21 protein-coding genes are annotated in these 24,889 nt (G+C 61.1%); 5 read left to right on the top strand and 16 right to left on the bottom strand.

Annotated elements, in window-relative coordinates; all coding sequences use genetic code 11:
* Positions 1-117: 117 nt before the first annotated feature.
* On the bottom strand, positions 118-1,392 hold the full coding sequence (locus FXN63_RS18130; protein ID WP_148816588.1) for a Zn-dependent hydrolase: 1,275 nt from the start codon (positions 1,390-1,392) through the stop codon (positions 118-120).
* 47 nt (positions 1,393-1,439) lie between these two features.
* Between FXN63_RS18130 and FXN63_RS18135 the strand changes: the two genes are divergently transcribed.
* A complete protein-coding gene (locus FXN63_RS18135; protein WP_148816589.1) occupies positions 1,440-2,417 on the top strand; it encodes a LysR family transcriptional regulator in 978 nt (325 codons plus the stop codon).
* Positions 2,418-2,450: 33 nt separating this feature from the next.
* Here the strand turns inward: FXN63_RS18135 and FXN63_RS18140 are convergent, their stop codons facing one another.
* From FXN63_RS18140 to FXN63_RS18160, 5 genes are all read right to left on the bottom strand, one after another.
* The gene (locus FXN63_RS18140) at positions 2,451-2,951 is read right to left on the bottom strand and encodes a DinB family protein (RefSeq protein ID WP_148816590.1); all 501 of its coding nucleotides are present in this window, start codon (positions 2,949-2,951) and stop codon (positions 2,451-2,453) included.
* A 196-nt stretch (positions 2,952-3,147) separates the two neighbouring features.
* The gene (locus FXN63_RS18145; protein WP_148816591.1) at positions 3,148-3,663 is read right to left on the bottom strand and encodes a GNAT family N-acetyltransferase; all 516 of its coding nucleotides are present in this window, start codon (positions 3,661-3,663) and stop codon (positions 3,148-3,150) included.
* Positions 3,663-5,000, bottom strand: coding sequence for a replication-associated recombination protein A (locus tag FXN63_RS18150; protein ID WP_148816592.1), 1,338 nt, complete (start codon positions 4,998-5,000; stop codon positions 3,663-3,665). The genes FXN63_RS18145 and FXN63_RS18150 overlap by 1 nt, the downstream gene beginning before the upstream one ends.
* Positions 5,001-5,006: 6 nt before the next feature.
* The gene (gene lolA / locus FXN63_RS18155) at positions 5,007-5,672 is read right to left on the bottom strand and encodes an outer membrane lipoprotein chaperone LolA (RefSeq protein WP_148816593.1); all 666 of its coding nucleotides are present in this window, start codon (positions 5,670-5,672) and stop codon (positions 5,007-5,009) included.
* 216 nt (positions 5,673-5,888) lie between these two features.
* Positions 5,889-8,246: a DNA translocase FtsK gene (locus tag FXN63_RS18160; protein ID WP_148816594.1), complete on the bottom strand. Its 2,358-nt coding sequence runs from the start codon at positions 8,244-8,246 to the stop codon at positions 5,889-5,891.
* Positions 8,247-8,383: 137 nt separating this feature from the next.
* On the opposite strand from FXN63_RS18160, the gene trxB reads away from it, so the two are divergent.
* On the top strand, positions 8,384-9,340 hold the full coding sequence (trxB, locus tag FXN63_RS18165) for a thioredoxin-disulfide reductase (RefSeq protein ID WP_148816595.1): 957 nt from the start codon (positions 8,384-8,386) through the stop codon (positions 9,338-9,340).
* Between the two features lie 170 nt (positions 9,341-9,510).
* Positions 9,511-10,179 (top strand): Smr/MutS family protein, encoded by a 669-nt coding sequence (locus FXN63_RS18170; RefSeq protein ID WP_246164883.1) that lies wholly within the window; start codon positions 9,511-9,513, stop codon positions 10,177-10,179.
* Between the two features lie 96 nt (positions 10,180-10,275).
* Here FXN63_RS18170 and FXN63_RS18175 read toward each other — a convergent pair whose 3' ends face one another.
* The 6 genes from FXN63_RS18175 to FXN63_RS18200 all read right to left on the bottom strand — a co-directional run bounded on the left by FXN63_RS18175 (position 10,276) and on the right by FXN63_RS18200 (position 19,192).
* Complete coding sequence (locus FXN63_RS18175) at positions 10,276-10,614, bottom strand: P-II family nitrogen regulator (RefSeq protein WP_148816596.1); 339 nt, start codon at positions 10,612-10,614, stop codon at positions 10,276-10,278.
* A 71-nt stretch (positions 10,615-10,685) separates the two neighbouring features.
* Positions 10,686-12,758 carry an NAD(+) synthase gene (locus FXN63_RS18180; RefSeq protein WP_148816597.1) on the bottom strand — a complete coding sequence of 691 codons (2,073 nt, stop codon included), beginning with the start codon at positions 12,756-12,758 and terminating at the stop codon, positions 10,686-10,688.
* 103 nt (positions 12,759-12,861) lie between these two features.
* Positions 12,862-13,290, bottom strand: a complete 429-nt coding sequence (locus tag FXN63_RS18185; RefSeq protein WP_148816598.1) for a DoxX family protein — start codon at positions 13,288-13,290, stop codon at positions 12,862-12,864.
* Between the two features lie 78 nt (positions 13,291-13,368).
* Entirely contained in the window at positions 13,369-14,841 is a 1,473-nt protein-coding gene (locus FXN63_RS18190) for an efflux transporter outer membrane subunit (RefSeq protein ID WP_148816599.1), read from the bottom strand.
* Positions 14,838-18,011, bottom strand: coding sequence for an efflux RND transporter permease subunit (locus FXN63_RS18195; RefSeq protein ID WP_148816600.1), 3,174 nt, complete (start codon positions 18,009-18,011; stop codon positions 14,838-14,840). Before FXN63_RS18195 ends, FXN63_RS18190 begins: the two co-directional genes overlap by 4 nt.
* A 17-nt stretch (positions 18,012-18,028) precedes the next feature.
* Positions 18,029-19,192: an efflux RND transporter periplasmic adaptor subunit gene (locus tag FXN63_RS18200; RefSeq protein WP_148816601.1), complete on the bottom strand. Its 1,164-nt coding sequence runs from the start codon at positions 19,190-19,192 to the stop codon at positions 18,029-18,031.
* Positions 19,193-19,275: 83 nt separating this feature from the next.
* Here FXN63_RS18200 and soxR point away from each other — a divergent pair, with 83 nt between their 5' ends.
* Positions 19,276-19,773, top strand: a complete 498-nt coding sequence (gene soxR, locus FXN63_RS18205; protein WP_246164885.1) for a redox-sensitive transcriptional activator SoxR — start codon at positions 19,276-19,278, stop codon at positions 19,771-19,773.
* 95 nt (positions 19,774-19,868) lie between these two features.
* Positions 19,869-19,997 (top strand): hypothetical protein, encoded by a 129-nt coding sequence (locus FXN63_RS27290; RefSeq protein WP_281290818.1) that lies wholly within the window; start codon positions 19,869-19,871, stop codon positions 19,995-19,997.
* Between the two features lie 73 nt (positions 19,998-20,070).
* Here the strand turns inward: FXN63_RS27290 and FXN63_RS18210 are convergent, their stop codons facing one another.
* The 4 genes from FXN63_RS18210 to aptA form a co-directional block, all read right to left on the bottom strand.
* Positions 20,071-20,679, bottom strand: coding sequence for a class I SAM-dependent methyltransferase (locus FXN63_RS18210; protein WP_148816602.1), 609 nt, complete (start codon positions 20,677-20,679; stop codon positions 20,071-20,073).
* A 75-nt stretch (positions 20,680-20,754) separates the two neighbouring features.
* Complete coding sequence (locus FXN63_RS18215) at positions 20,755-21,747, bottom strand: protein NO VEIN domain-containing protein (RefSeq protein ID WP_246164886.1); 993 nt, start codon at positions 21,745-21,747, stop codon at positions 20,755-20,757.
* Between the two features lie 150 nt (positions 21,748-21,897).
* Complete coding sequence (locus FXN63_RS18220; RefSeq protein ID WP_148816603.1) at positions 21,898-23,400, bottom strand: CoA-acylating methylmalonate-semialdehyde dehydrogenase; 1,503 nt, start codon at positions 23,398-23,400, stop codon at positions 21,898-21,900.
* A 133-nt stretch (positions 23,401-23,533) separates the two neighbouring features.
* Positions 23,534-24,850, bottom strand: coding sequence for an omega-aminotransferase AptA (gene aptA, locus FXN63_RS18225; protein ID WP_148816604.1), 1,317 nt, complete (start codon positions 24,848-24,850; stop codon positions 23,534-23,536).
* Between the last annotated feature and the right edge of the window lie 39 nt (positions 24,851-24,889).

The raw sequence follows: 24,889 nt of genomic DNA on the forward strand, positions 1-24,889 counted from the left end.
ATGTCGGCAGTTCCGTCAGCAACGCGGGGGCGTTAGCTGACGCGCGTTACCGACATCAATTGGCAGGTGATCGCGCTTGAAAGTCGGGTTGTAGAGGGTTTGCAGCTTGAACCGTCATCAAGCTGGTTGGTCAACGCCCGGGGTCAGCACCGCGTCCAGTGCAAGCACAGCCCCCGCCAACACCCGCGCGCCATCACCCGATGCCTGCTGGTCCGCCCACTCTTCCGGGCAGTGGCTTCGACCATCCAGGCAGGGCACAAAGATCATGCCGCTGGGGGCAATAGCTGCGATCTGCATGGCATCATGCCCCGCCCCACTGGGCAAACGGCGAGACGCCAGATTCAACCCGGACGCTGCGGTCTCAATTGCGCGGATGACGAGCGGATCGCAATCCACCGGCGTAACCGCGGTCAAGGACAACATGCTGGCAGACACCTTCAGGCGTGCAAGTTCCGCCTGGCTCGCGGCCATCACATCATTGGCAAACCGCGCCAACACATCCCTTGAATCGCTGCGGATTTCCAAGGTCATTTCCACACGGCCAGGAACCGAGTTTGCCGAGTTAGGCAGCACATCCAGTCGTCCTACCGTTGCCACCACATAAGACGGTCCGCTCAGATAACCCTCGGCCATTGCACGCGCGGTGGACACCACATGCGCGGCACCCGCCAAGGCGTCTTGCCGCAAGTCCATTGGTGTGGTCCCGGCATGATCGGGACGCCCGGTGACGGTGATCGCCACACGCTGAATGCCCACGATGTTGGTGACGACACCAATCGGCAAACCGGCTTGTTCCAACACCGGGCCTTGCTCGATATGCACTTCCACAAACGCCGCAATGTCTGCGCGCGACCGCGTGGCATGCGACAGCACATCGGGCTGTGCACCGGTGCGTGTCATGGCGTCGATCAGGCTTTCGCCGTTGGCATCGGACTGGGCCAGCATGGCTGGCGACAGCGCGCCTGCCATGGCCCGGCTGCCCACACACGACACGCCTTGATCGGTGGGTTCTTCGGCCAGGAAATCGATGACTTCCAGCGGGTGGCGCAGGCGATGCCCTGATTCCTTCAGACTTTGCGCCACTTCAAGCGCAGACAGCACGCCCAGAATGCCGTCGAATCGGCCGCCATGAAATACCGTGTCGGTGTGCGAGCCGATGCAGATGGGCTTCAAGTTCGGGTCTGTGCCAGCCAGCTCGCCAATCAGGTTTCCGGCTTCGTCCAGCCGCACAGACAAGCCCGCTTCCATGAACTGCCCGCGCAGCCAGTGCCGTCCCTGCATGAACTCTTCAGAAAACGCGCGACGGGTCCACGGCATGTCGGGGCGGGTGAAGCTGGCCATGGTCTGAAGACGTTGCCAGAGACGATCGGTGTTGATGTGTAGGATGTGCATGACACATGATGCCGCCAAACCAGACACAGAAAAAGACCGCGCCACTTATGCCATCCATCAGTTCAACTTTGGGGTCGGGACCACATCTGAGCCAGCCGCTTGGCCAACACCTGGACCAGCTCAGAAAGTACGAGCTGGTCGTGAAATACGGCAGTTTCACCGCAGCTGCCGACCACCTGGGCCTGACGCAGCCTGCCATCAGTCAGCAGATTCGTGCCCTGGAGCGCCAGTTGGGCGTGCGCCTGCTTGAACGGGTCGGGCGCTCGGTGACACCTACGGCTGCGGGCAAGGACTTGCTGGCGCATCTTCCGGCCATTGCGATGGCCTTGGAAGCGGCCTTCAACGCCGTGGCCGCGCACGTTGACAAGGTGGTGGGGCAAATCCGCCTGGGCACCGGGCTGACGACCTGCCTGTATTTTCTGCCGCCGATTCTGCGCAAACTGAAAGACGCACATCCCGGGCTGGACCTGGTGGTCAGCACCGGCAACACCGAAGAACTGGTGCGCCGCGTGGAAGCAAACAGCATTGATCTGGCGCTGGTCACGCTGCCGGTGCCCTCGCGATCTGTCGATGTTCAGGTGGTGGTCGAAGACGAGATCGTGGCGGTGAAACGGCGGGGCTCGGCCGACTGGCCTGATCGACTGGATGCGTCATCATTCAGCGCCACCCCGCTGGTCATGTTCAGCCCAGGCACGTCAACACGCGGCCTGATAGACGCCTGGCTGAGCACAGCTGACCGCAACCCGTCTGCAGCCATGGAGCTGGACAGTGTGGAAGCGATCAAAGCGGTGGTGGCAGCGGGGCTTGGCAGCAGCTTTCTGCCCCGCTTGGCGCTGACCGGACATGGGCATCATGCGGACCTGGAATTCCGGTCTTTGACACCCAGGCTGTATCGATCGCAAGCCCTGGTCATGCGCCAGGACAAGACCATGACGGCGGCATTCCGGGCGACGGTCGAGTGCATTCTGGCGTCGAAGGTGCATCTACCAATATCGACGGCAGAACAGGACAGCTCAACAGGCTGATTACCATCGCGGCGAAGTTCGACCCTGACCACCTCAAGCACGCAGGCGTCGCGACGGATCGGCCTGATGCAGGTGGACGGCAAAGGTATCCCACGGCGGCGCTACCTTGATCTGCTTCAGCACGCGGCCCACTTCACCACGGTGATATGTGCCATGCGTCGCGACATGAAGCAGCATTTCCTCGCGTGTCATGCAGCCGCTATCACCGTCGCTGAATACGAACGTGATGGGCTCGGCCAGCTCGGTCGCGGTGACAGTCGCGGCGTAGTTGAGATACCAGCTATCAACGCTTGCCATGGCGGTACGCAGGTCTTGGGGCGTCGGCGTATCGAGCGTATTGTTGGCCGAAAAACCGTGTGGAACACCACTCAGATGGCCCTTGAACATCAGGTTCACCACATGGCAATGATTCATGATGCGAATCGCAGTGTGTCGCTCGTCACTCGCATGCAGCGTGTCCAGGGCCTGAAGAAATGCGTCATTGGCCCAAGCCTGATACTTGAACAAGGAAGAAAAGGGAGAGGCTGCAGTCATGGGTACGTCACCGTGGTTGGCGTTATTGGGGCCGTGGCATTGCTGATGAAATCGGCCCACGATGGCGTCAATGGTGCCTACGAACACACCTTGAAAGAAGGGCCCCCAGCTTATGAGATACATCCATTGAAACTTTGGGAACGGCCATAAAAAAGCAGCTCGAAAGCTGCTTTTTTGTGGGGGGATACTAGGCTGACTACAGATCGCAGCGAAGCTCAAACTCGTGTTCGGTTTCAGCGAACACAACAAACCCCAAGCGCTCATACAAACGCTTGGCGGGATTGCCCTTCAGCACGCTGAGCGTCACCGGCAAACCATCTTTGCGTGCCTGCGCAATCAGCGCCTGGATCACCTTGGCACCCAGCCCCCGACCTTGCCAGGCAGGTGCCATTTGGATCTGCATCAACACCCACGCCGTCTCAGAACGGTAAGCCTTGCAAAGGCCGACATCCTCATCGCCTACACAGACCACATGCGCGTCCGAATATTTGGCAAGCAAGCGCTGCCGATGGTGTTTATCGTCAAGACTCAAACCTACCCGCGACAGATGTTCGGTCATGGTCTGCTTGCGCAGCCACAACAGAAAGTCCTCATCGGCAGGCGTTGCGGGCCGTAGCCGAACAGCGGTATACGGCAACTCATCTGCTGAACGCAGATCAAGTTCAGCAAGCTGGTTGCCACTTCTCTGCCCTACGCTGCTTGTGTCTGCCATCAGTCCTTCTTCTCGCGCGCCTGTTTATCCAGGCCGCGCAAAAATTCCAGCTTCTGGCCGATCTTGCTTTCCAAGCCACGCGGCGTCGGGTGATACCAGCGCGGGGTGCCCATGCCGTCGGGCATATAGGTTTCGCCAGCGGCGTAAGCCTCGGGTTCGTCGTGCGCGTAGCGATAGGCCTTGCCGTGCCCAAGCTGCTTCATCAGCTTGGTAGGTGCATTGCGCAAGTGAATCGGCACGGGCGCACTGCCGTGCTGCTGCGCGTAAGCCTTGGCCTGGTTGTAGGCGTTGTAGACCGCGTTGGACTTGGCCGCACAGGCCAGATACACCACGGCTTCAGCCAAGGCCAGCTCACCTTCGGGTGAGCCCAGGCGTTCGTAAACTTCGGTGCCGGTCAATGCAATGTCCAGCGCACGCGGGTCGGCCAAGCCAATGTCTTCGATGGCCATGCGCACAATGCGACGCGCCAAATAACGCGGGTCGGCACCGCCATCCAGCATGCGACACAACCAGTACAAAGACGCATCGGGATTCGACCCACGCACCGACTTGTGCAGCGCGCTGATCTGGTCGTAGAACGCGTCACCGCCCTTGTCGAAACGCCGCAGGTTTTGCGACAAGGCAGTTTCCAGCCAAGCCGCATCGACCTCGGTACGCCCTGCCCCACGGGCTGCATCGCTGACCACTTCCACCGCGTTGATCACGCGGCGTGCATCGCCATCGGCCCATGCTGCCAACTGCAGCTTCGACGCATCGTCGAATTTAATGCCGCCGTCGGGTGCATCACCATTCAAGGTGGCCAGTGCGCGCTCGATCAACTGCGCCAATTCTTCCTGCGTGAGCGGCATCAATACATAGACGCGCGCCCGCGACAGCAAGGCGGAATTGACTTCGAAAGATGGGTTCTCGGTGGTGGCACCAATGAAGGTGAACAGGCCGCTTTCCACATACGGCAGGAAAGCGTCCTGCTGCGCCTTGTTGAAGCGGTGCACCTCGTCCACGAACAAAATCGTGCGTCGACCACGCGCCTGCGCTGCCTGTGCGGCCACCACCGCGTCGCGGATGTCCTTGACCCCGCCCAACACCGCCGACATGGAGATGAACTGCGCGTCGAAGGAATCAGCCATCAACCTGGCCAGCGTGGTCTTGCCGATGCCAGGTGGTCCCCAGAAGATCAGCGAATGCGGGCGACCAGACGAAAACGCCACCCGCAGTGGCTTGTCGGGCCCCAGCAAATGCGACTGGCCGACGACTTCATCCAGGCTGCGAGGTCGCAACCGTTCGGCCAGCGGTACGTTGGCCGGATCGATCTGGCCGTTGAAAAGGTCTTGGGCCATTGATGCTTATTGGCCGCCCATGCGCACCACGTCCACACCGGCAGGCGGCGTGAAGGTGAAGGTTCCGGCCGGAATCGACGGATTGCGGCGAATGTCGCTCAAGGTCACCTGGGTGGACTGTCCGAAGGAATCGAACAGGTCCAGCCGTGCAGGCAAACCGTCTTTGAAGCCGATCTCCACTTTCGAGAATCCGGCATCAGCGCTGCGCGGCACGGCTTCCAGCCAGTCCAGGCCATCGCGGGCCGGCAGTTCTTTCACCGTGAATGATTTTTCCAGATCGCCGTTGCCAAACAGAATGGCAGCCGGTGACGCGCCCACGGCGGCGTCGGTCTTGCGCACGCTGACCTGGTTCAGGTCGGGGTCGAACTGGAACAGTTCACGCCCGTCGGACACGATGCGTTGTTCAAACGGCTTGGTCACGCGCCAGTCGAATTTTCCAGGGCGCTGGAATGCAAACTGACCGGACTGCGCAGGTTGCGCACGGCCAGTACTGGCACGGGTTTGCTGGCTGAACGCACCCGACGCTGACTGTGTGTCGCGTGCAAACGCGCGCAGTTGCTCAACGGCACCTGCGGCATGCGCACCCAGCGGGGCAGCGATGGCCAGTGCCAGCAGGGCACCGCGCACAACGGACCCAGAAAACGCAGCAGAAACAGCAGAGATAACGCGCATATGTATTCCGTTTTGACGTCGCGGCCCAGGACGGGCGCGCTGAAAAATGCTTGGCTGGCTGCCTGAAGAAACAACCGCGATGCCAGAGCACCTTCAATTCAGTGTAAAAGTCAGCGCCCCGGACAACCGTGAAGATTCAGGTCGATAGATGTTCAAACCGTTGCAGACGCAAGCACCGGTGCGCTGAAGCGTCTGCAACTCAACCCACCCGCAGGCTCAAGCCTCTTCCTGCTGCTTGGGTGCCAGGATTTCGCGGTTGCCGTTGCTTTGCATCGATGACACCAGACCCGATTGCTCCATCTGCTCAAGCAGGCGAGCCGCCCGGTTGTAACCGATGCGCAAATGGCGCTGCACCAGCGAAATCGATGCCCGACGATTCTTCAACACCACTTCGACCGCCTGGTCATACATGGGGTCGGCTTCCGCATCGGCAACACCCGTAACGGCATTCAGCCCGTCACCGGTTTCGCCTTCGCCCGCGCCATCCAGAATGCCGTCGATGTAGGCAGGTTCGCCCTGCGCCTTCAACTGCTCGACCACGCGGTGCACTTCTTCGTCAGACACGAACGCACCGTGTACCCGTGCCGGCAGCCCGGTGCCAGGCGGCATGTACAGCATGTCACCCTGACCCAGCAGTGCTTCCGCCCCCATCTGGTCAAGAATCGTGCGCGAATCGATCTTCGACGACACCTGGAACGCAATCCGCGTCGGAATATTCGCCTTGATCAGACCGGTGATCACGTCCACGCTTGGGCGCTGGGTAGCCAGAATCAGGTGAATACCAGCCGCACGCGCCTTCTGCGCCAGGCGGGCAATCAGTTCTTCGATCTTCTTGCCCACCACCATCATGAGGTCGGCCAGCTCGTCGATCACCACCACGACCATTGGCAGTTCAGTCAGCGGTTCAGGGTCGTCGGGCGTCAGCGAGAACGGATTCTTGATCGGCTCTTCTTTCTTGATGCCTTCCGCAATCTTGCCGTTGTAGCCAGACAGGTTGCGCACCCCCAGCTTGCTCATCAGGCGATAGCGCTTTTCCATCTCGCCCACACACCAGTTCAGTGCGTTGGCGGCCTGGCGCATGTCGGTCACCACCGGAGCCAGCAGGTGCGGAATGCCTTCGTAGACGCTCATTTCAAGCATCTTCGGGTCAATCATGATCAGGCGGACCTGCTTCGGGTCAGCCTTGTACAGCAGGGACAGGATCATTGCGTTGATCCCGACCGACTTGCCGGAACCGGTCGTACCGGCCACCAGCAAGTGCGGCATTTTCGCCAAATCGGCCACCACCGGTTTGCCGGCAATGTCCTTGCCCAGCGCCATGGTCAATACCGACGCGCTGGCGTGGTAGACATCCGAGCCCAGAATTTCCGACAGACGGACGGTCTGGCGACGCGGATTGGGCAGTTCCAGGCCCATCAGATTCTTGCCGGGAATGGTTTCGACCACTCGGATACTGACCAAGCTGAGCGCCCGGGCAAGGTCTTTGGCCAAGCCAACCACCTGGCTGCCCTTGACCCCAACGGCAGGCTCAACCTCGTAGCGCGTGATGACCGGCCCCGCCTGCGCCGCCACCACCGAGACGCTCACGCCGAAGTCGGCCAGCTTTTTCTCGATCAGACGCGAGGTGTATTCCAGGGTTTCGGGCGGGATAGTCGCCTGTTCGCGGTCGGCAGGATCAAGCAAGTCCAGCGGCGGCAAGGTGGAATCGCCCACATCCTGGAACAGCGGACGCTGTTTTTCGTTGCTCAGCCGCTCTGCCTTGGGCACCACGGTCACACTGGGCTCAATCCTGACGGGCTCGTGGGCCAGCACCTCCTGCTTGGCCACCACGTCGACGGCGCGCTTTTGCACCGCCACTTCACCCACCTTGCGGTCTTCGCGCGCAGCCACGGCATTACGCACGCGCACCACCACCCATTCCAGCGCACCACCGATGCGCTCGGAAATCACCAGCCAGGAAAAACCGAAGAACAAGCTGGTGCCCATGGCGAACAAGGCCACCAACAGCAAAGTCCCCCCTGCCTGACCCAGACCCACGCTGCTGGCTTTCCACAGCGCCTGCCCGATCAACCCGCCCGCACCGTTCGGCAAACCGATGCTGTGACGCAACAAAAATCCGGTCAGGTGGGTGGCTTCCAGGCCCATCGAGCCCAGCAAAAGCAGGAAAAAGCCGATTGCCTGTTCCCAACGGACGCGTGGAAGTGCGTCGGCAGGGTCGGTTTTCGACAGTTGATCGGCCAAGCGCTGGTAACCAGCGTAGACCCGTTGCAGCAGCAGGATCACCCACCACCAGACGGAAAAACCGAATAAATACAGGGTTAAATCCGCCACCCAGGCACCGAAGCGCCCGCCACTGTTCAACACGCGGTCGGTCACCACAGAGTGGGACCAACCCGGATCGGTGGCGTGGTAGGTGGCGATCACCAGGGTGAGGTACGCCGCGAGGGACGCAAAAAGTATCCAGCGCGCCTCACGGGCGAGTTTGGACAGGCTGCTGGGGATAAGCCCCAGAAGAGAACGAGTCGTTGATTGCCGGGGGTTCGCGGCGGGTGCGGTGCGTGCGGTGCGTGCCATGCGCAAGATTATAGGTGGCTGACGATGCTCCCCGTCTATGGGTGCCATAGGAAAGCATGAGTACGGTGCAACGAGGTGCTACTTATAATGGGTGCTTCTTTGCATCATCCGGCCTTAACCGGCCGCAATAACCTGCCATGAGCCAAACCAAACACGCCAACGTCCTGATCCTCGGTTCAGGCCCTGCTGGCTACACCGCAGCAATCTATGCCGCGCGCGCCAACCTGAAGCCCGTGCTGGTGACCGGCATGGCCCAGGGCGGCCAACTGATGACGACGACCGAAGTCGACAACTGGCCCGCCGACGTCATGGGCGTGCAAGGCCCGGAATTGATGCAGCGCTTCCAGGAACACGCCGAGCGCTTCAACACCGAGATGATCTTCGATCACATCCACACGGTGAAGCTCGACGCACGCCCGTTCACGCTGATCGGCGATTCCGGCACCTACACCGCTGACGCCCTGATCATCGCCACCGGCGCATCGGCCAAGTACCTGGGCCTGCCCTCGGAAGAAGCCTTCATGGGCCGTGGCGTGTCGGGTTGCGCCACCTGCGACGGTTTCTTCTACAAAAACCAGGACGTGGTCGTGGTCGGCGGCGGCAACACTGCCGTGGAAGAAGCGCTGTACCTGTCGAACATCTGCCGCAAGGTGACACTGATCCATCGTCGCGACAAGTTCCGCGCCGAGCCGATCCTGGTCGACAAGCTCAACGAGAAAGTTTCGGAGGGCAAGATGGAACTGAAGGTCTTCAACGAACTGCAGGAAGTCCTGGGCGATGCATCCGGCGTGACCGGCGTGCGCATCCGCAGCACGCAAACCGGCGAAACCGAAGACCTGGCAGTGTCCGGTGCCTTCATCGCCATCGGCCACCACCCGAACACCGACATCTTCCAGGGCCAACTGGAGATGAAGGACGGCTACATCGTGACCCGCAGCGGCCTGAAAGGCCTGGCCACCATGACCTCGGTGCCCGGCGTGTTCGCCGCCGGCGACGTACAGGACAACATCTACCGTCAGGCCATCACCAGCGCCGGCACGGGCTGCATGGCCGCGCTGGACGCCCAGAAGTGGCTGGACGGCGAAGCGCAGTAAAGTAAGACCTTGGATGGACGCACCTGTGGGTGCGTCCACACCAGACCGAATTTGCACGACACCGACACTCAAGACGCGCACCCTGCCGGGTGCGTGACTACAGAAGTGGCGACACGCCATCTCGTCATGGGAACACCCTGCCCATTCCCAGGCAACATCGGAGAACACGGGTGGCCAAGAAACCCTTGCACACCGGCTTTGCCGGGCTGAAAGCCATGCGGCAGGCGCTGCAGGAGCAACGCCGCGCCGAAGCCGTGGCGCAAGCGGCACGGGAAGCGGCGGCCGTCGACGCGCGCCGCGCCGCCAACGAATTCCGTCACGCCATGGGCGACGTGACCCCACTCGCCACCACCGCCCGCTTCACCCCCGCACCAGCCTCGCCACCTCCCCTGCCCTTCAAACGCTGGGAAGACGACAAGGCCGTACTGCGCGAATCCCTGTCGGATGAGTACGGTGCTGACTGGCTGATCGAAACCGACGAGACCCTGTCCTATCGCCGCAGCGGCCTGGGCCAGGATGTGGTGCGCAACCTGCGTCGCGGCCAATGGGTAGTCGGTTCGCAAATCGACCTGCATGGATGCCGGGTAGATGAAGCGCGCGAAGCGCTGAGCGAATTCCTGCGCGACTGCGTCAAGCGCGAAGTGCGCTGTGTGCGCGTGATCCACGGCAAAGGCCTGGGATCGAAAAACCGTACACCCGTGCTGAAAGAAAAAGTGCGTCGCTGGCTGGTTCAGAAGGAACAGGTATTGGCGTTTGTCGAAGCGCGGGATGTGGATGGCGGCGCGGGGGTTGTGCTGGTGCTGCTGCGCTCCCGGCGGGCGGAAGACGTGGCGGCTTGAACGCCGTGGCTGCTTGCAGACGTAAAAACGGGGCCTTGAAGCCCCGTTTTTTCTTGCTGAAAAGGCAAGTCAGGTCAGACCTGCTCCCGCCTTGAATCACACAGCCGCTTCGCCCGTTTCACCCGTGCGGATACGGATGACTTGTTCGACCGGCGTGACGAAGATCTTGCCATCACCGATCTTGCCGGTACGAGCCGAACGCAGAATGGCTTCAATGGCCTGCTCGACCAAGGCGTCGCCCACCACCACTTCCAGCCGGATCTTCGGCAGGAAATCGACCACGTATTCGGCACCACGATACAGCTCGGTGTGGCCCTTCTGACGACCAAAGCCCTTCACTTCCGTAACGGTAAGGCCGGTAATGCCGACATCGGCCAGCGCCTCACGAACTTCGTCCAGTTTGAATGGCTTGATGACGGCGGTGACTTGCTTCATGGATCGGCTCTCTCGCGGTGGCAGTACGTTAGCAGTGGTTCATCTATTCTAATCCAGCCCTGCCGCAACCGTCAGACCTGCTCCGGCACCCGATCCAAGTCCGCCAGCCACACCACCGATTCAGAATCGCTGGGCATGCGCCAGTCGCCACGCGGCGAAAGCGAACCACCGCTACCCACCTTCGGCGAATTCGGCACACACGTGCGCTTGAACTGACTGCCCCGGAAAAAGCGGCCCACAAAAATCCGCAAGGTGCGCTTGATCGCAGCCAGCTCAAACTGGTTGCGCAACACATGCGCTTCCTCTGGCCAGGCACCCACTTCCTTGTCACTCCAGGCCCGATGCGCCAGGAACGCCACCTTGCTGGGCGCAAAGCCATAACGCAGCGTGTAGAACAGGTTGAAGTCCTGCAGATCGTAGGCCCCGATGCTGGCCTCGGTGCTTTGCACCGCCCCGGTATCTTCAGAAGCCGGCACCAGTTCCGGGCTGATCTCCGTGTCGAGAATGTCCAGCAACACCTGACGCGCATCGCCGCTCACATGGCCCGCCTCGGCCACCCAACGCACCAGGTGGCGAATCAGTGTCTTCGGCACACTGGCATTCACGTTGTAGTGCGACATATGGTCGCCCACGCCATAGGTGCACCAGCCCAACGCCAGCTCGCTCAAATCACCCGTGCCCAACACCAAGGCACCCTGATGATTCGCCAGGCGGAACAGATGATTGGTCCGCTCGCCAGCCTGCACGTTCTCGAACGTGATGTCGTACTGCGGCTTGCCTTCAGCAAACGGGTGCCCCAGATCCTTGAACATCTGCTGGCAGCTCGGACGAATATCGATCTCCTGGGCATAACACCCGATCGATGTCATCAAACGATGCGCCTGCTGCAAAGTGCGCGCACCGGTAGCAAAACCGGGCATCGTATAGCCCAGAATATTCGTGCGCGGTAGCCCCATCCGATCCATCGCCTCGGCCGCCACCAACAGCGCGTGCGTCGAATCCAAACCGCCCGACACACCAAGCACCAGCTTCTTGATTCCGCTCGACGTCAAACGCTGCACCAGCGCCTGCACCTGGATGCTGTAGACCTCCTGGCAACGATCGTCACGACGCGTGCGATCCGCCGGCACATAGGGGTAGCGCGGCACGACCCGCGACAAGGGCAAAGCCTGCTCGCGATCGACTTCCAGTTCCACATCCACCGTACGGAACTCGCTTACCTGCGCCGCATGCACCCGCACCGACTGACCAAAACTCGTCTGACGCATACGCTCACGCGACATGCGTTCCAGGTCGGTGTCGGCAAAGATCAGATGCGATTCATCGGAAAACCGTTCTGACTCAGCCAGCTTGTCGCCATTCTCATAGATCAGCGCCTGACCATCCCAAGCCAAGTCCGTACTGGATTCGCCCGCGCCCGCCGAGGAATACAAATAGGTCGCCAAACAGCGCGCCGACTGCTGGCTGACCAGTTGGTGGCGGTAGCCCGACTTGCCCACCGTGATGTTCGATGCAGACAGGTTCACCAGCACGGTGGCACCGGCCAACGCAGCGAAGGACGAAGGCGGAATCGGCGTCCACACGTCCTCGCAGATTTCCACGTGGATCTTGAAGAACGGCATATCGCGCGGCGCGAACAGCAGCTTCGAGCCGAAGGGCACGGTCTGGCCCAGCAGGCTGACTTCCGTAGACAGCGCGTCGTCGCCAGAGTTGAACTGCCGCGCTTCGTAGAACTCGCCGTAGTTCGGCAGGTAGGTCTTCGGCACGATGCCCAGAATGCGGCCGCGATACAGCACAGCGGCGCAGTTGAACAAGCGATGATCCGCGCGCAGCGGCAGACCGACGATGGTGATGATCTTCAGGTCTTTGGATGCGTCCAGCACTGTTGCCAATGCGGCTTCGCAGCCATCGAGCAAAGCGCGCTGGTGGAACAGGTCGTCGCAGGTGTAGGCGGACAGGCCGAGTTCCGGAAACACTACCAGGCTCGCGCCACCGGCTGCGGCGTCGATGATCAGCTTTTGCGTTTCTGCGGCGTTGAAGGCTGGGTCGGCGATCCGGCAGCGGGGGACGCCGACGGCAATGCGGGCGAAGTCGTGGTTGTACAGGTTCAGGAAGTGCTGATTCTGGTGCGGGTGCGCGCTCATGTCTCTGGTTCTCTATGCCGACCGTGGTCTACAGACCTGGGACATTACCCGAAAGCTGCACGGCAGTCGCACGCAACTCGCAAGCGCTGCCACCTTACGCTGATCAGACCATCAACCACCCACACGCCGTCGCCAGGGCGAGCACCACGCAGGGAGCGACCGCGTGCGCGTGCTCATCGTGGTGAAGCAGGGTCACGATCGCAGCGATCATCACCAAGATGGCCAACGCGACACCAGCCAAGCGGAAGGCAGGGAGTACGAGCAACACCGCGGTCAGGAACTCCAGTGCGGCTGTGACGTAATGAAACCAATCAGGGTAGCCCCAGCGAGTAAAGGACGCACGTATAGACGCTGGCGCAATGGCGTTCAGCACGCTGCCAAACAGGAAAAATGCGGCAAGGCCCCAGGCGAGCCAAGCTGAAGCAGAGAGCTCGGCGAATGAAACAGCGATATCGGTCAAACCAGTATCCAGATAAAAAGGGGTTCGTTGGCGCTTACAAAAGCCGCAAGACTGCGCGGTCGTCAACAGCATTGCTGTGCCCGCAGACTTGATCAGGCGCAGGATCGGGACAGCCGGTTGTAATCAAGCGGCTGAAGTCAAAAAAATCCGTCAGCGCCCTCCCAACGAAGCGTGGCCAGTGTGCTTGGCCGCTGAAGGGACATTCCCCTGCGTACTGTCGCCTGCCGACCATCCCCCGGCCAGCGCCTTGTAAAGCGCCACCGCAGCAACCCGCCGACGCGTATCCGCTTCGACTTCCGCATCCTGCGCGAGCAAGCCACTTCGCTCCACATCCAACACCTGATAGAAATCAATCGCCCCCGCCCTGAAGCGCGACTGCGCCAATTCACTGGCAAGCCGGCTATCAGCCGCAGCCTGCGACAAGCGTTTGGTTTCCTCTCCCGTGCGGGACAACAGCAGCAAGGCGTTCTCGGTTTCCTCCACCGCACGCAGTACCGTCTGCTGGTACGCCGCCAGTGACCCCACAGCTTCCGCATCGCTGGCCGCAATACGGGCACGCACGCGTCCGACATCAAGGAAGGACCAGTCCACGCCCAGCGCGATCAAACTGGTATCACTGCCATCCCGGAAGAAACCGTAGCTACCCGCGTTGCTGCCAATCAAACCCGTCAGCGTGAAACGCGGGAACAGCCCTGCGGTCGCAATGCCAATACGCGCTGTCGATGCGTGCAGCCGGGCTTCCGCCGCAGCAATATCCGGGCGGCGGCGCAGCAGGTCGGCGGGTGCGCCTGCATCAATGCTGGTTGGCACGTTTGGCAGCGGTCCGGCTACCGCCAGTTGGTCTATCAACGCAGCAGGGGTCTGCCCAGTCAGGACAGCAATACGATGCGTGTTCACGCCGATCACAGCCTCGTAGGCAGGAATCCGCGACATGGTGGATGCGTACTGCGCACGCGCCCGCACCAGGTCTAGTTCCGATCCACGGCCCGCTGCCAGTCGCGCTTCGACGATCCCCAAGGTCTGCTGTTGGTTGTCTGCCTGTTCTCGCGCAACGCGCAGCCGGGCCTGCGCTCCGCGCAAGTTCATGTAGGTCTGCGCAATTTCGCTTGCGATCAAAACCCGCACGGCGCGGATGTCTGCTTCGCTGCCGGCCAGCTCTGCCTGCTGTGCTTCGGTCAGTCGGCGAATGCGGCCGAACACGTCCAACTCCCAGGACGCGTTGATACCGGCGCGGGAAATCGGCGAGCTGCGCGATGCGCCGGCCGCCTCATCCCGGCTCAGTACCTGGTGACCGATACTCGCATCTGCCGTGACAGTGGGAAATCGATCCAGCCTCGCAGTCGTGAGCAAGGCCGCTGCCGCATCCAGACGCGCAAACGCTTGTCGCAGGTCCTTGTTGCCGATGTATGCCTGATCGATCAGGCCACTGAGCATCGGGTCACCAAAGCGGTCCCAGAATCTATCGTCCTGCAAGGTCGACGACTCGGCATCGGCAAGGTCAGCACGTGCGAATTTCGAGGGAAGCTCGGGCGTGGGCTTAACGTAGTCTGGCCCGACTGCACATGCTGACAACAGGCCAAGCAAAGCCAGCGCAACAGCGCTTTGTAAAGAAAATATGTTCATGCGTGCTCTCCTTGCACCTGACCATGCGTTGCATCCGGGTTGCTCAGCGCCGCCCCCGATAACTGCCGTAACACCACATAGAACACGGGCGTCAAAAACAAGCCGAACAAGGTCACCCCCAACATCCCCGCAAACACGGTCACACCCGTGGCGAACCGAACTTCGCTGCCTGCCCCACCACCGATCAACAGCGGCACCGACCCGGCAATGAACGCAATCGAAGTCATCACGATCGGGCGCAGCCGCAAGCGGCACGCTTCAAGCGCGGCGTCGACGGTGGTCACGCCTTTCATTTCCAATTCGCGGGCGAATTCCACAATCAGAATTGCGTTCTTGCACGCCAGGCCCATCAGCACCACCAAGCCCACCTGTACAAACACGTTGTTGTCGCCATCGGACAGCCACACGCCGAACAAGGATGCACACATGCAGATCGGCAGGATCAGGATCACGGCCAGCGGCAAGGACCAGCTTTCATACAAGGACGCCAGCACCAGGAACACCAGCATGATCGCCAGCGGGAACACGATGATTGCCGTGTTGCTCTGGCTGACCTGTTGATAACTCAGATCGCTCCACTCCAGCACGATGCCGGGTGGCAGCACCTCATCTGCGATCTGTTGCAGCTTGGCAAGCGTCTGGCCTGACGACAGGACGCGGGGATCGGCTTCGCCGATCAGGTCGGCGGCGGGGTAGCCGTTGTAGCGCATGACAGGGTCTGGCCCGTAGGTCTGCGTCACGGTCACCATCGAGCCAATCGGCACCATGTCGCCTGCCAGGTTTCGCACCTGCAGGTTGCCGATGTCGGCCACGTCTTGGCGATGCTTGCTGTCGGCCTGCGCCATCACGCGGTAGACACGGCCAAAGGTGTTGAAGTCATTGACGTAGCTCGACCCCAAATACACCTGCAAAGTCTGGAACAGGTCGGTCAGTGACACCCCTTGCGCCTTGGCTTTCACGCGGTCCACGTTGACCTGAAGCTGCGGGATGTTGGCCTGATACGAACTGACGGGATAGCCCATGCCCGGCGTCTGCATGATGGCGGCCTTGAAGGCATCGCTTGCGCGTTGCAAGGCTCCGTAGCCCAGTCCGGCCCGGTCTTCCAGATACAGCGAGTATCCAGACCCGTTGCCCAGGCCCTCGATGGGCGGCGGCATCATGGCGTAGGTCATGCCGCCGCCTATGCTTGCGAAGCGTGCGTTCAGCTCGGCGCTGATGTCGGGCGCGCTGCGTGTGCGTTCACCGAATGGTTTCAGAATGACGTAGGAGTTCGTCACGTTGGGCGTGTTGGTCTGCTGCAAGGCGTTCAACCCGGCGAACCCCGGCACCATGTCCACGCCGTCTATGCTCAGCGCGATGCGCGTCATTTCTTCCATCAACTGCGTGGTGCGTGACAGCGACGCACCTTCGGGCAGCTTGGCACCGGCGAACAGGTACAACTTGTCCTGCACGGGGATGAAGCCCGCTGGCACGGTGTTGAACAGATACCCGGTTGCGGCCAGCAACACGCCGTACATCGCAAACACCAATCCCCGGTGTTTCAGCGACCGGCCGACCGTGCCGTGATAGCGGTCCGAACTGCGCTGGAAGAAGCGGTTGAACGGACGGAATATCCAGCCAAGCGCGCGGTTGATCACGCGTGATAACCAGTCTGGCTTTGCACCATGCGGCTTCAGCAGTTTGGCGGCCAAGGCCGGCGACAGCGTGAGCGAATTGATGGTGGAAATGACGGTGGAAATGGCAATCGTGACGGCAAACTGTTTGTAGAACTGGCCAGTCACGCCGCTCATGAAGGCCATGGGCACAAACACCGCGCACAGCACCAGCATGATGGCAATGATCGGCCCCGACACCTCTTTCATGGCTTGATGCGCGGCGGCGCGTGGGCTCAAGCCTTGTTCGATATACCGTTCGACGTTTTCAACTACCACGATCGCATCGTCCACCACGATGCCAATCGCCAGCACCAGCCCGAACAAGGTCAAGGTGTTGATCGAATATCCAAGCAGGTACAGGAAGGCAAAGGTTCCAACGATGGACACCGGCACGGCAACCAGCGGAATGATCGATGCTCGCCAGGTTTGCAGGAACAGAATGACCACGATCACGACCAGCACCACGGCTTCGATCAGGGTTGCCTGCACGGCGCTGATGGAATCACGCACGAATACCGTCGGGTCCCAGACCGGGCGGTATGCCACGCCGGGCGGGAAGCGTTTGGAAAGCTCGTCAAACTTGGCGTAGACCGCATCGGACACGGCAAGCGAGTTGGCACCCGGCGACAGGAAAATACCCGCCACGGCGGAATTCTTGTCGTCGAAGAACGCACGCAAGGTGTAGTCGCCTGCGCCCAGTTCCACGCGAGCAACATCAGACAGTCGCACTACTTGGCCCGCATCCCCCGCGCGCAACACGATGTCGCCGAATTCTTCCGCCGTCCTCAAGCGGCCCTGCACATTGATGGGCACCAAGAAATCCGCCCGCTGCGGCGAGGGTTCGGCACCAAGCTGGCCTGCCGACACCTGCACGTTCTGCTCACGCACTGCACGCAGCACGTCGCCAGCAGTCAGGCCGCGTGATGCCAGGCCATTCGGGTCGAGCCAGATCCGCATGGCATAGTCACCTGAGCCACTCAGGCTGACATCACCAATACCAGGAATGCGCGTCAGTTCGTCCTTGACCTGAAGCAGCAGGTAATTGCGCAGGTATAGCGGGTCGCGGCTGTTGTCCGGCGAATACAGACTGACGTACATCAGCGGTGTGGACGACTGTTTCTGCGTGGTCACGCCGTATTGGCGCACTTCTTCGGGCAGGCGCGACAAGGACTGACTGACCCGGTTCTGCACCCGCACCGCAGCCGTATCAGGATCGACGCCGGGCGTGAAGGTAACGACCACTTGCAAGCTGCCGTCCGAACCCGAGACCGACTTCATGTACATGATGCCCTCGACCCCGTTGATGGCTTCTTCCAGCGGGGCCGCAACCGACTCGGCAATCTCTTTGGGGTTTGCGCCCGGATAACTGGTGCGCACCACCACACTGGGCGGCACGACGTCGGGATATTCGCCAGCGGGCAGCACTGGGATGGCGATCACGCCGATGGCAAAGATGATGATCGACAGCACGATCGCAAAGATCGGGCGGTCGATGAAGAATTTCGAGAAGTCCATTTTGTGCTTCTCCCTGGTCAGTGCGTCAGGCTTCTGGAGCCAGCAAGCGGCACAGGTTTCACCGGCGCGCCAGGGTAGAAAATCTTCTGCACGCCATCGACTACCACTTGGTCGCCCGCCTGAAGACCGGCCTGGATGATCCGCTGGCCGGCAATGACGCGACCCACTTTCACGTCACGGCGAAGCGCCTTGTTGTCGGCACCGACCACATACACGTAGCGTTGGTCCTGGTCGGTCAGCAGTGCTTTGTCGTCCACCATCAACACATCTTGCGCATTGGTGCCGCTGAGCTGAATACGCGCGTACAGGCCGGGCGTGAAGCGATAGTCAGGATTGGCAATCCGCGCTCTTGCGCGAATCGTGCCGGTGGCTGGATCGAATCGGTTATCCAGAAAATCGACGGTGCCCGCGTAGGGGAAGTCCGGCTGATTGGCCAGGCCGATACGTACCGGTCGCTGCTGAATGGGTCGCGTCCCGGCGTCGCTACGTTGCGCGGTATAGCGCAGGTAACTTTGCTCATCGCTATCGAAGTACACGTAGACCGGGTCTTGCGACACGATGGTCGTCAGCACAGTCTGGTCGGCCTGGGCCAGGTTGCCGACGGTCAGCAACGCACGCCCGACACGGCCTGCAATCGGCGATTTCACTTCGGTAAAGCTCAGGTTCAACCGAGCTTCATCAACCGCAGCGGCGGCCCCGCGCAAGGCGGCATCAAGCTGCACTTGGGTGCCACTCGCGTTATCAAGTTCTTCTTGAGAACTGGCACGCGCCGCCTGAAGCGCCTTCACACGCGCCAGTTGCACCTGGGCAAGATTCGCCGCCGCCCGCGCCTGCTGAAACTGCGCCTCGGCACGCGTCAGCGCAATGCGATACGGACGCTGATCGATGACAAACAACACGGCGCCCGCCGCCACGTGATCCCCTTCCTTGACAGCCACTTTCTGCAGATAACCGCTGACACGGGGTCGCAGCGATACCGCATCAACCGCTTCGACACGCCCGTTGAACTCGTCCTTCAGTTCGATCGACTGCGGAGCCAAGATCGACACCCCCACTTCAGGCGGCGGGAAAGCAGGCTTGGGCGCCGGTGCATCGCAAGCAGAAAGTGCAAGCGCCACAACGCCAAGCGTCAGGCGAAAAGGCAGACCGAAGCCTCGGTCGGGGGCACGTGAAGCAGACATGGGAAGACTGGTAGCGAGTGGTGAACGGCGCAGATGGTAGAAGTTCAAGTAAACTTTAAGTCAAGCAATAAAAAGGCCGTCCAATGAAACCTGTGAAGAACACGCCACCCTCCGTTTCTGCCGATATGTCGCTGTTATCCATCGGCGACATCGCCACCCGCAGCGGTGTGGCGGCATCCGCCCTGCGCTTCTACGAATCACTGGGGTTGATCACCTCGGTGCGCAGCGGGGGCGGACGACGCTACTTCCCGCGCTCGTGCCTGCGCAGAATTGCGTTCATCGTGTTCGCGCAGAAGATCGGCTACAGCCTGGAAGAAATCACCAGTCAGCTAAGCAAGGTCGACACCAACAAATCGCCGTCCAAAGCGAACTGGACATTGCTGACGCAGGAATGGCGCGCACGCGTCAGGCAGCGCATCGAAGAATTGCAGCGCCTGGATACGGACCTCGACCAATGCATAGGCTGCGGCTGCCTGTCGCTGGAGCGTTGCAAGCTAAGCAACCCCGATGACGTGGCCGGGCGCAACGGCAGCGGTGCCTGGATCTGGCGCGGCGATGCCGTGTCGACATCGAGCAAATGAACGTCTGACTTTCAGGCGTAAGGCTGCGATGCGCGTTAGCCAGGCAAAGGGCTGAACTTGAGTCATTCGGCCCGGCAAGGTCCTGGCATCGTCTGATGCTCGCGGCGATCAGCCACACGCTGCTGCGCAACCAAAGCGGTGCCGCTGCCGACCAGACGCCCTCGCAGACGGCGCAGCGGTATGCGTCGGAGAACTACTTTGCGTTGGAGAAGGAGCTTCGTTGAATCGATTCAGCGAGTTATCTAACGCATAGTCATTTGAAGTCGGCGTGGCGCATCGAAGAGGATTGCGGAAAGCTCAGTCCCTTCGCTGCGCCAACCACACGGTTTGCTGTCCACACGTGGGGTCTTCCACCACATGGGCGAGAACGTCGAAATCGTGCTGGTTCAGCAGCGTTTCGTACTCTGCTGCATCCAGACTACCGTGATACAGCGCGTCCCCTTCAAAGCTACCAATGGCCTCGCCTGCTGCGGGTCCGCTGGTGAACATGAGTACGCCGCGCGATACCGTGTGCTCACGAAAAATCGGAAACATCAGGCGCTGGTCTTCAGGGGTCAGATGGAAGAAGCTGTTCCACGCCAGCACGCCGTCAAAACGGTGCTCCAAGGCCATGTGTCGCATGTCGCCCAGATGCCAGTCGTGCTCGGGAAACAAGGTCTTGCAGCGTGCGATCAGAGACGGTGCCGAGTCGATCCCAACCAGCGACTTGCCGTGATCGATCAGGTAGCGCGCGATAGGTTCGCCTGACCCGCAACCCACATCCAATACCCGAGCAGACCCGGCCGGAAGATGGGCGATGAACCGGTCAAGCCACGCTGCTTCGATGAAGTGTCTGCCCCGCACGCGCACCCATGCATCGGCGTGGGTTTCGTACAAGGCAATGACGGCATCGGCGGATGAAGACAATGGTGGCTCCGAGGTGGCATGTCGGCGCGATCAAGTCGCGACGGAACGAAAGAAGTGCACACTTCGTCAGCTTGATCAGCCAGCAAGTCTTGCCAAGTACGACACCGCATCTAAAACGCAATGCGTATTGATGGGTCCCAGTAGACGGAACACACGCGGGTTGGCGCGAAATTCAAAAATTCGATAGAGCTGATAACGATCCGCGTCGTGCTCTGACCGCGCCAGCTCGTTGCTGCTGACGAAAAACGGAGTGAGCTGGCCGAAGGACGTGGTTTTGACCTCGATCAGCCGCTCTCGCCCGTCGTCCTCAAACGACAACACGTCATAGCCCAATCCATCGCCTTGGGTTGCGGCGACGTGTTCGACTCGCTCGCTCAGCGTCTTTTGCCCTGCCGCATGCAAACGACGAGCTTCCAAATCAGCGACAAACAACTCTCCAGCACACCCGAGAGAACGGTTGCGTGCTTCCTGCGCGAGGTAATCGCGCTGGCGAGCAATAAAACGTGGCGTGTATTCTGGCCGCTCTTCACGCAGGCCGGTCGAAGGCTTCGACCTTGAGACTTTTGGCACCGGGACTCTCGGCGCTGGGACCCAGATATCTTGCACATTCTCAGCCGTCATCGACAGCGCGGGGCGCAACACGGCTGCTTGCACGGACTCCTGCAGGGCTACATCGGCCGAGAGTTGAGCTTCCACCTCGGTCACCAACATCGCTTGGAAATTGCTCCGTGGCTTATACCCATTGATATACGGATAGCCGAGAGACAGCATCACGGCGCTGATGTTGCCACGCTTGAACTCTATGGAACCCAGGCTGCGGCCATCCAGCTTTTGAGCCAACGCAGTCGCGTGAGCCTTCTTGTTATACCGCTGCCCATTCAGCTCGAACGTGAGCATCCGCAGGTAATCGGCAACGCATGCCGCCACTTCCAGTGGCGACCACTCCCCACCTGTAGCCATGCCATTCCTATGATTAAGTCGCACCGACCGATCAAAATCGCATTGCTTGATGCAGGCCAACACAGCCGGCCCCTTCTTCGCCTCGACATGCTTGTGCGACGTATGCATTTTATCTTGCAAGCGTAGCAAACTCGATGAACGACCCGGGTCCGCATTTCGCGCTGGCGCAATGAAGATGCATAGACGACAAAACGCCCATCCTCGGATGGGCGTTTTGTCGTGCCTGCGCGCAGCCCAAAGGCCGCGCGTCGAGCCAACTTACTTCTGCACCGGCATCGTGAACTCAGCACCCTTGGCAATGCTGTCCGGCCAGCGCTGCATCACGCTCTTGAAGCGGGTGTAGAAACGCACACCTTCTTCGCCGTACGCGTGGTGGTCACCGAACAGCGAACGCTTCCAGCCGCCGAACGAGTGCCAGGCCATCGGCACCGGGATCGGCACATTCACGCCGACCATGCCGACCTGCACGCCGTGCGTGAACGCACGAGCCACACCGCCGTCAGACGTGAACAGCGACACACCGTTGCCGAACTCGTGCTTGTTGATCAGGTCCAGCGCGGTGGCGAAGTCGGGGGCGCGCACCACGGCCAGCACCGGTCCGAAGATTTCTTCCTTGTAGATCTTCATGTCGGCAGTGACGTTGTCAAACAGCGTGCCGCCAACATAGAAGCCCTTCTCGTGGCCGTCGACCACGTGACCGCGGCCGTCCACAACCAGCGTGGCACCTTCTTTCACGCCTTGGTCGATGTAGCCGACCACCTTGGCGCGGTGTTCGCCGGTAACCAGCGGGCCCATTTCAATATGGCCTTCCAGGCCGTTGCCGATTTGCAGCGCTTTCACGCGCGGCACCAGGCGTTCGACCAGTTCGTCGGCGATGTCGCCCACGGCGACTGCCACCGAGATAGCCATGCAACGCTCGCCTGCCGAACCGTAGGCGGCGCCGATCAGGGCGTCGACGGCTTGGTCGAGGTTGGCGTCGGGCATCACCACCAGGTGGTTCTTGGCGCCGCCCAGCGCTTGCACGCGCTTGCCGCGCTTGGTGCCTTCGGCGTAGATGTATTCGGCGATCGGGGTCGAGCCGACGAAGGACAGGGCCTGCACGTCGGGGTGAGCGATCAGTGCGTCCACGGCAACCTTGTCACCTTGGACGACGTTGAACACGCCGTCGGGCAAGCCTGCTTCTTTCAGCAGTTCGGCAATGCGGATGGCGGCTGACGGGTCGCGTTCCGAGGGCTTCAGCACGAAGGTGTTGCCGCAGGCGATGGCCACCGGGAACATCCACATCGGCACCATGACCGGGAAGTTGAACGGCGTGATGCCAGCGACTACGCCCAGGGGCTGGCGCATGCTCCAGTTGTCGATGCCGCCACCGATTTGTTCGGTGAATTGACCCTTCAACAGTTGCGGAATGCCGCACGCGAATTCAACCACTTCGATGCCGCGTGCCACTTCGCCTTGCGCGTCGGAAAACACCTTGCCGTGTTCGACGGTGATCATGCGGGCCAGCTCGTCGTGGTGCTGGTCCAGCAGTGCCTTGAACTTGAACAATACGCGTGCGCGCTTCAGCGGTGCCAGGGCCGACCAGGCCGGGAAAGCGGCGTGGGCAGAGGCGACAGCAGCGTCGACTTCGGCGGTGGTGGCAAGCGCCAGCTTACCGGTCACTTCACCCGTGGCGGGATTGAAGACATCCTTGGACTGGCCGGACTGACCCGCCACGGCCTTGCCGCCGATGAAATGACCGATATTGGAAATCGAGGACATGCGCTGCACTCCGTATTGCGTGTATGGCGTGGAATAAGTGACATGCGTGCCACACAGGACACCCATGTAAATCTGAGATTGCCGCTGGGCTTACGCAGCCCGGCGGCGGTCGGCACAGGGTCAGGCGACGTGCTTACGCAACTTCGCGCAGAACCTTGCCAACGGTGTCGAAGATTTCGCTGATCTGGGCTTCGTCAGCAATCAGCGGCGGCGAGAAGGCCAGAATGTCGCCGGTGTAACGCACCAGCAGGCCCTTCTCGAAGCACTTCACAAACACGTCGTAAGCACGGGCACCGGGTGCGCCGGGGCGCGATTCCAGTTCCACACCGCCGATGAAGCCCAGGTTGCGAATGTCCTTCACGTAAGGCGCATCACGCAGGCCGTGAACGGCTTGCTCGAAGTGCGGAGCCAGCTTGGCCACGCGGTTGAAAATGCCGTCGCGCTGATACAGGTCTTGCGTGGCGATGGCAGCCGCCGCAGCAGCCGGGTGGGCCGAGTACGTGTAGCCGTGGAAGAACTCAATGGCTTTTTCCGGGCCGGCTTGCACGACAGCGTCGTGAATCTTGCGGCTGACGGCCACGCCGCCCATGGGGATGGCCGCGTTGTTGATGGCCTTGGCCAGCGTGATCAGGTCGGGCGTCACGCCGAAGAATTCAGCAGCGGTGGGGGCACCCAGGCGGCCGAAGGCGGTGATGACTTCATCGAAGATCAGCAGAATGCCGTGCTTTTCCGTGATTTCACGCAGACGCTTCAGGTAACCCTTCGGCGGAATCAGGACGCCGGTCGAGCCAGCCACGGGTTCAACGATGACCGCGGCGATGGTCGACGGATCGTGCAGCGCGCAGATGCGTTCCAGTTCGTCAGCCAGATCGGCACCGGTTTCCGGCTCGCCCTTCACAAACGACGACTTCGTCGGTTGGTAGGTGTGCGGCAGGTGGTCAACGCCCGGAATCAGGTTGGCCGAGAAGGTTTTGCGGTTGGGCGAAATGCCGCCAACCGAGATGCCACCGAAGCCCACGCCGTGATAACCACGCTCGCGGCCGATCAGGCGCGTGCGCTGGGCTTCGCCCTTGGCGCGGTGGTAGGCCAGTGCAATTTTCAGTGCGGTGTCCACCGATTCCGAACCGGAATTGGTGAAGAAGATGCGGTCCAGGCCTTCCGGCATGACAGCGGCGACCTTGCTGGCCGCTTCGAAGGCCAGCGGGTGACCCATCTGGAAGGTGGGGGCGAAGTCCAGGGTACCGACTGAATCGCGAATGGCTTCAACGATCTCTTCACGGCCGTGGCCGGCATTCACGCACCACAGGCCCGCGCAACCATCAAGAATCTGGCGGTCATCGGAGGACGTGTAGTACATGCCCTTCGCGGACTTCAACATGCGCGGTGCCTGCTTGAACTGCTTGTTGGCAGTGAAGGGCATCCACAGGTTCGACAGATCGGTCTGGCTCATGACGGGGGTTTCCTGGAATAACTGAGGGCGAGGCACACA

Source organism: Pigmentiphaga aceris (genome assembly GCF_008119665.1).
GTDB lineage: Bacteria > Pseudomonadota > Gammaproteobacteria > Burkholderiales > Burkholderiaceae_B > Pigmentiphaga > Pigmentiphaga aceris.

What these genes read in the sequence shown, in the direction of transcription:
- FXN63_RS18130 (WP_148816588.1), bottom strand. Translation starts at nt 1,392, where the DNA reads ATGCACATCCTACACATCAACACCGATCGTCTCTGGCAACGTCTTCAG.
- FXN63_RS18135 (WP_148816589.1), top strand. Translation starts at nt 1,440, where the DNA reads ATGCCATCCATCAGTTCAACTTTGGGGTCGGGACCACATCTGAGCCAG.
- FXN63_RS18140 (WP_148816590.1), bottom strand. Translation starts at nt 2,951, where the DNA reads ATGACTGCAGCCTCTCCCTTTTCTTCCTTGTTCAAGTATCAGGCTTGG.
- FXN63_RS18145 (WP_148816591.1), bottom strand. Translation starts at nt 3,663, where the DNA reads ATGGCAGACACAAGCAGCGTAGGGCAGAGAAGTGGCAACCAGCTTGCT.
- FXN63_RS18150 (WP_148816592.1), bottom strand. Translation starts at nt 5,000, where the DNA reads ATGGCCCAAGACCTTTTCAACGGCCAGATCGATCCGGCCAACGTACCG.
- lolA (WP_148816593.1), bottom strand. Translation starts at nt 5,672, where the DNA reads ATGCGCGTTATCTCTGCTGTTTCTGCTGCGTTTTCTGGGTCCGTTGTG.
- FXN63_RS18160 (WP_148816594.1), bottom strand. Translation starts at nt 8,246, where the DNA reads ATGGCACGCACCGCACGCACCGCACCCGCCGCGAACCCCCGGCAATCA.
- trxB (WP_148816595.1), top strand. Translation starts at nt 8,384, where the DNA reads ATGAGCCAAACCAAACACGCCAACGTCCTGATCCTCGGTTCAGGCCCT.
- FXN63_RS18175 (WP_148816596.1), bottom strand. Translation starts at nt 10,614, where the DNA reads ATGAAGCAAGTCACCGCCGTCATCAAGCCATTCAAACTGGACGAAGTT.
- FXN63_RS18180 (WP_148816597.1), bottom strand. Translation starts at nt 12,758, where the DNA reads ATGAGCGCGCACCCGCACCAGAATCAGCACTTCCTGAACCTGTACAAC.
- FXN63_RS18185 (WP_148816598.1), bottom strand. Translation starts at nt 13,290, where the DNA reads ATGCTGTTGACGACCGCGCAGTCTTGCGGCTTTTGTAAGCGCCAACGA.
- FXN63_RS18190 (WP_148816599.1), bottom strand. Translation starts at nt 14,841, where the DNA reads ATGAACATATTTTCTTTACAAAGCGCTGTTGCGCTGGCTTTGCTTGGC.
- FXN63_RS18195 (WP_148816600.1), bottom strand. Translation starts at nt 18,011, where the DNA reads ATGGACTTCTCGAAATTCTTCATCGACCGCCCGATCTTTGCGATCGTG.
- FXN63_RS18200 (WP_148816601.1), bottom strand. Translation starts at nt 19,192, where the DNA reads ATGTCTGCTTCACGTGCCCCCGACCGAGGCTTCGGTCTGCCTTTTCGC.
- soxR (WP_246164885.1), top strand. Translation starts at nt 19,276, where the DNA reads ATGAAACCTGTGAAGAACACGCCACCCTCCGTTTCTGCCGATATGTCG.
- FXN63_RS27290 (WP_281290818.1), top strand. Translation starts at nt 19,869, where the DNA reads ATGCTCGCGGCGATCAGCCACACGCTGCTGCGCAACCAAAGCGGTGCC.
- FXN63_RS18215 (WP_246164886.1), bottom strand. Translation starts at nt 21,747, where the DNA reads ATGCATACGTCGCACAAGCATGTCGAGGCGAAGAAGGGGCCGGCTGTG.
- FXN63_RS18220 (WP_148816603.1), bottom strand. Translation starts at nt 23,400, where the DNA reads ATGTCCTCGATTTCCAATATCGGTCATTTCATCGGCGGCAAGGCCGTG.
- aptA (WP_148816604.1), bottom strand. Translation starts at nt 24,850, where the DNA reads ATGAGCCAGACCGATCTGTCGAACCTGTGGATGCCCTTCACTGCCAAC.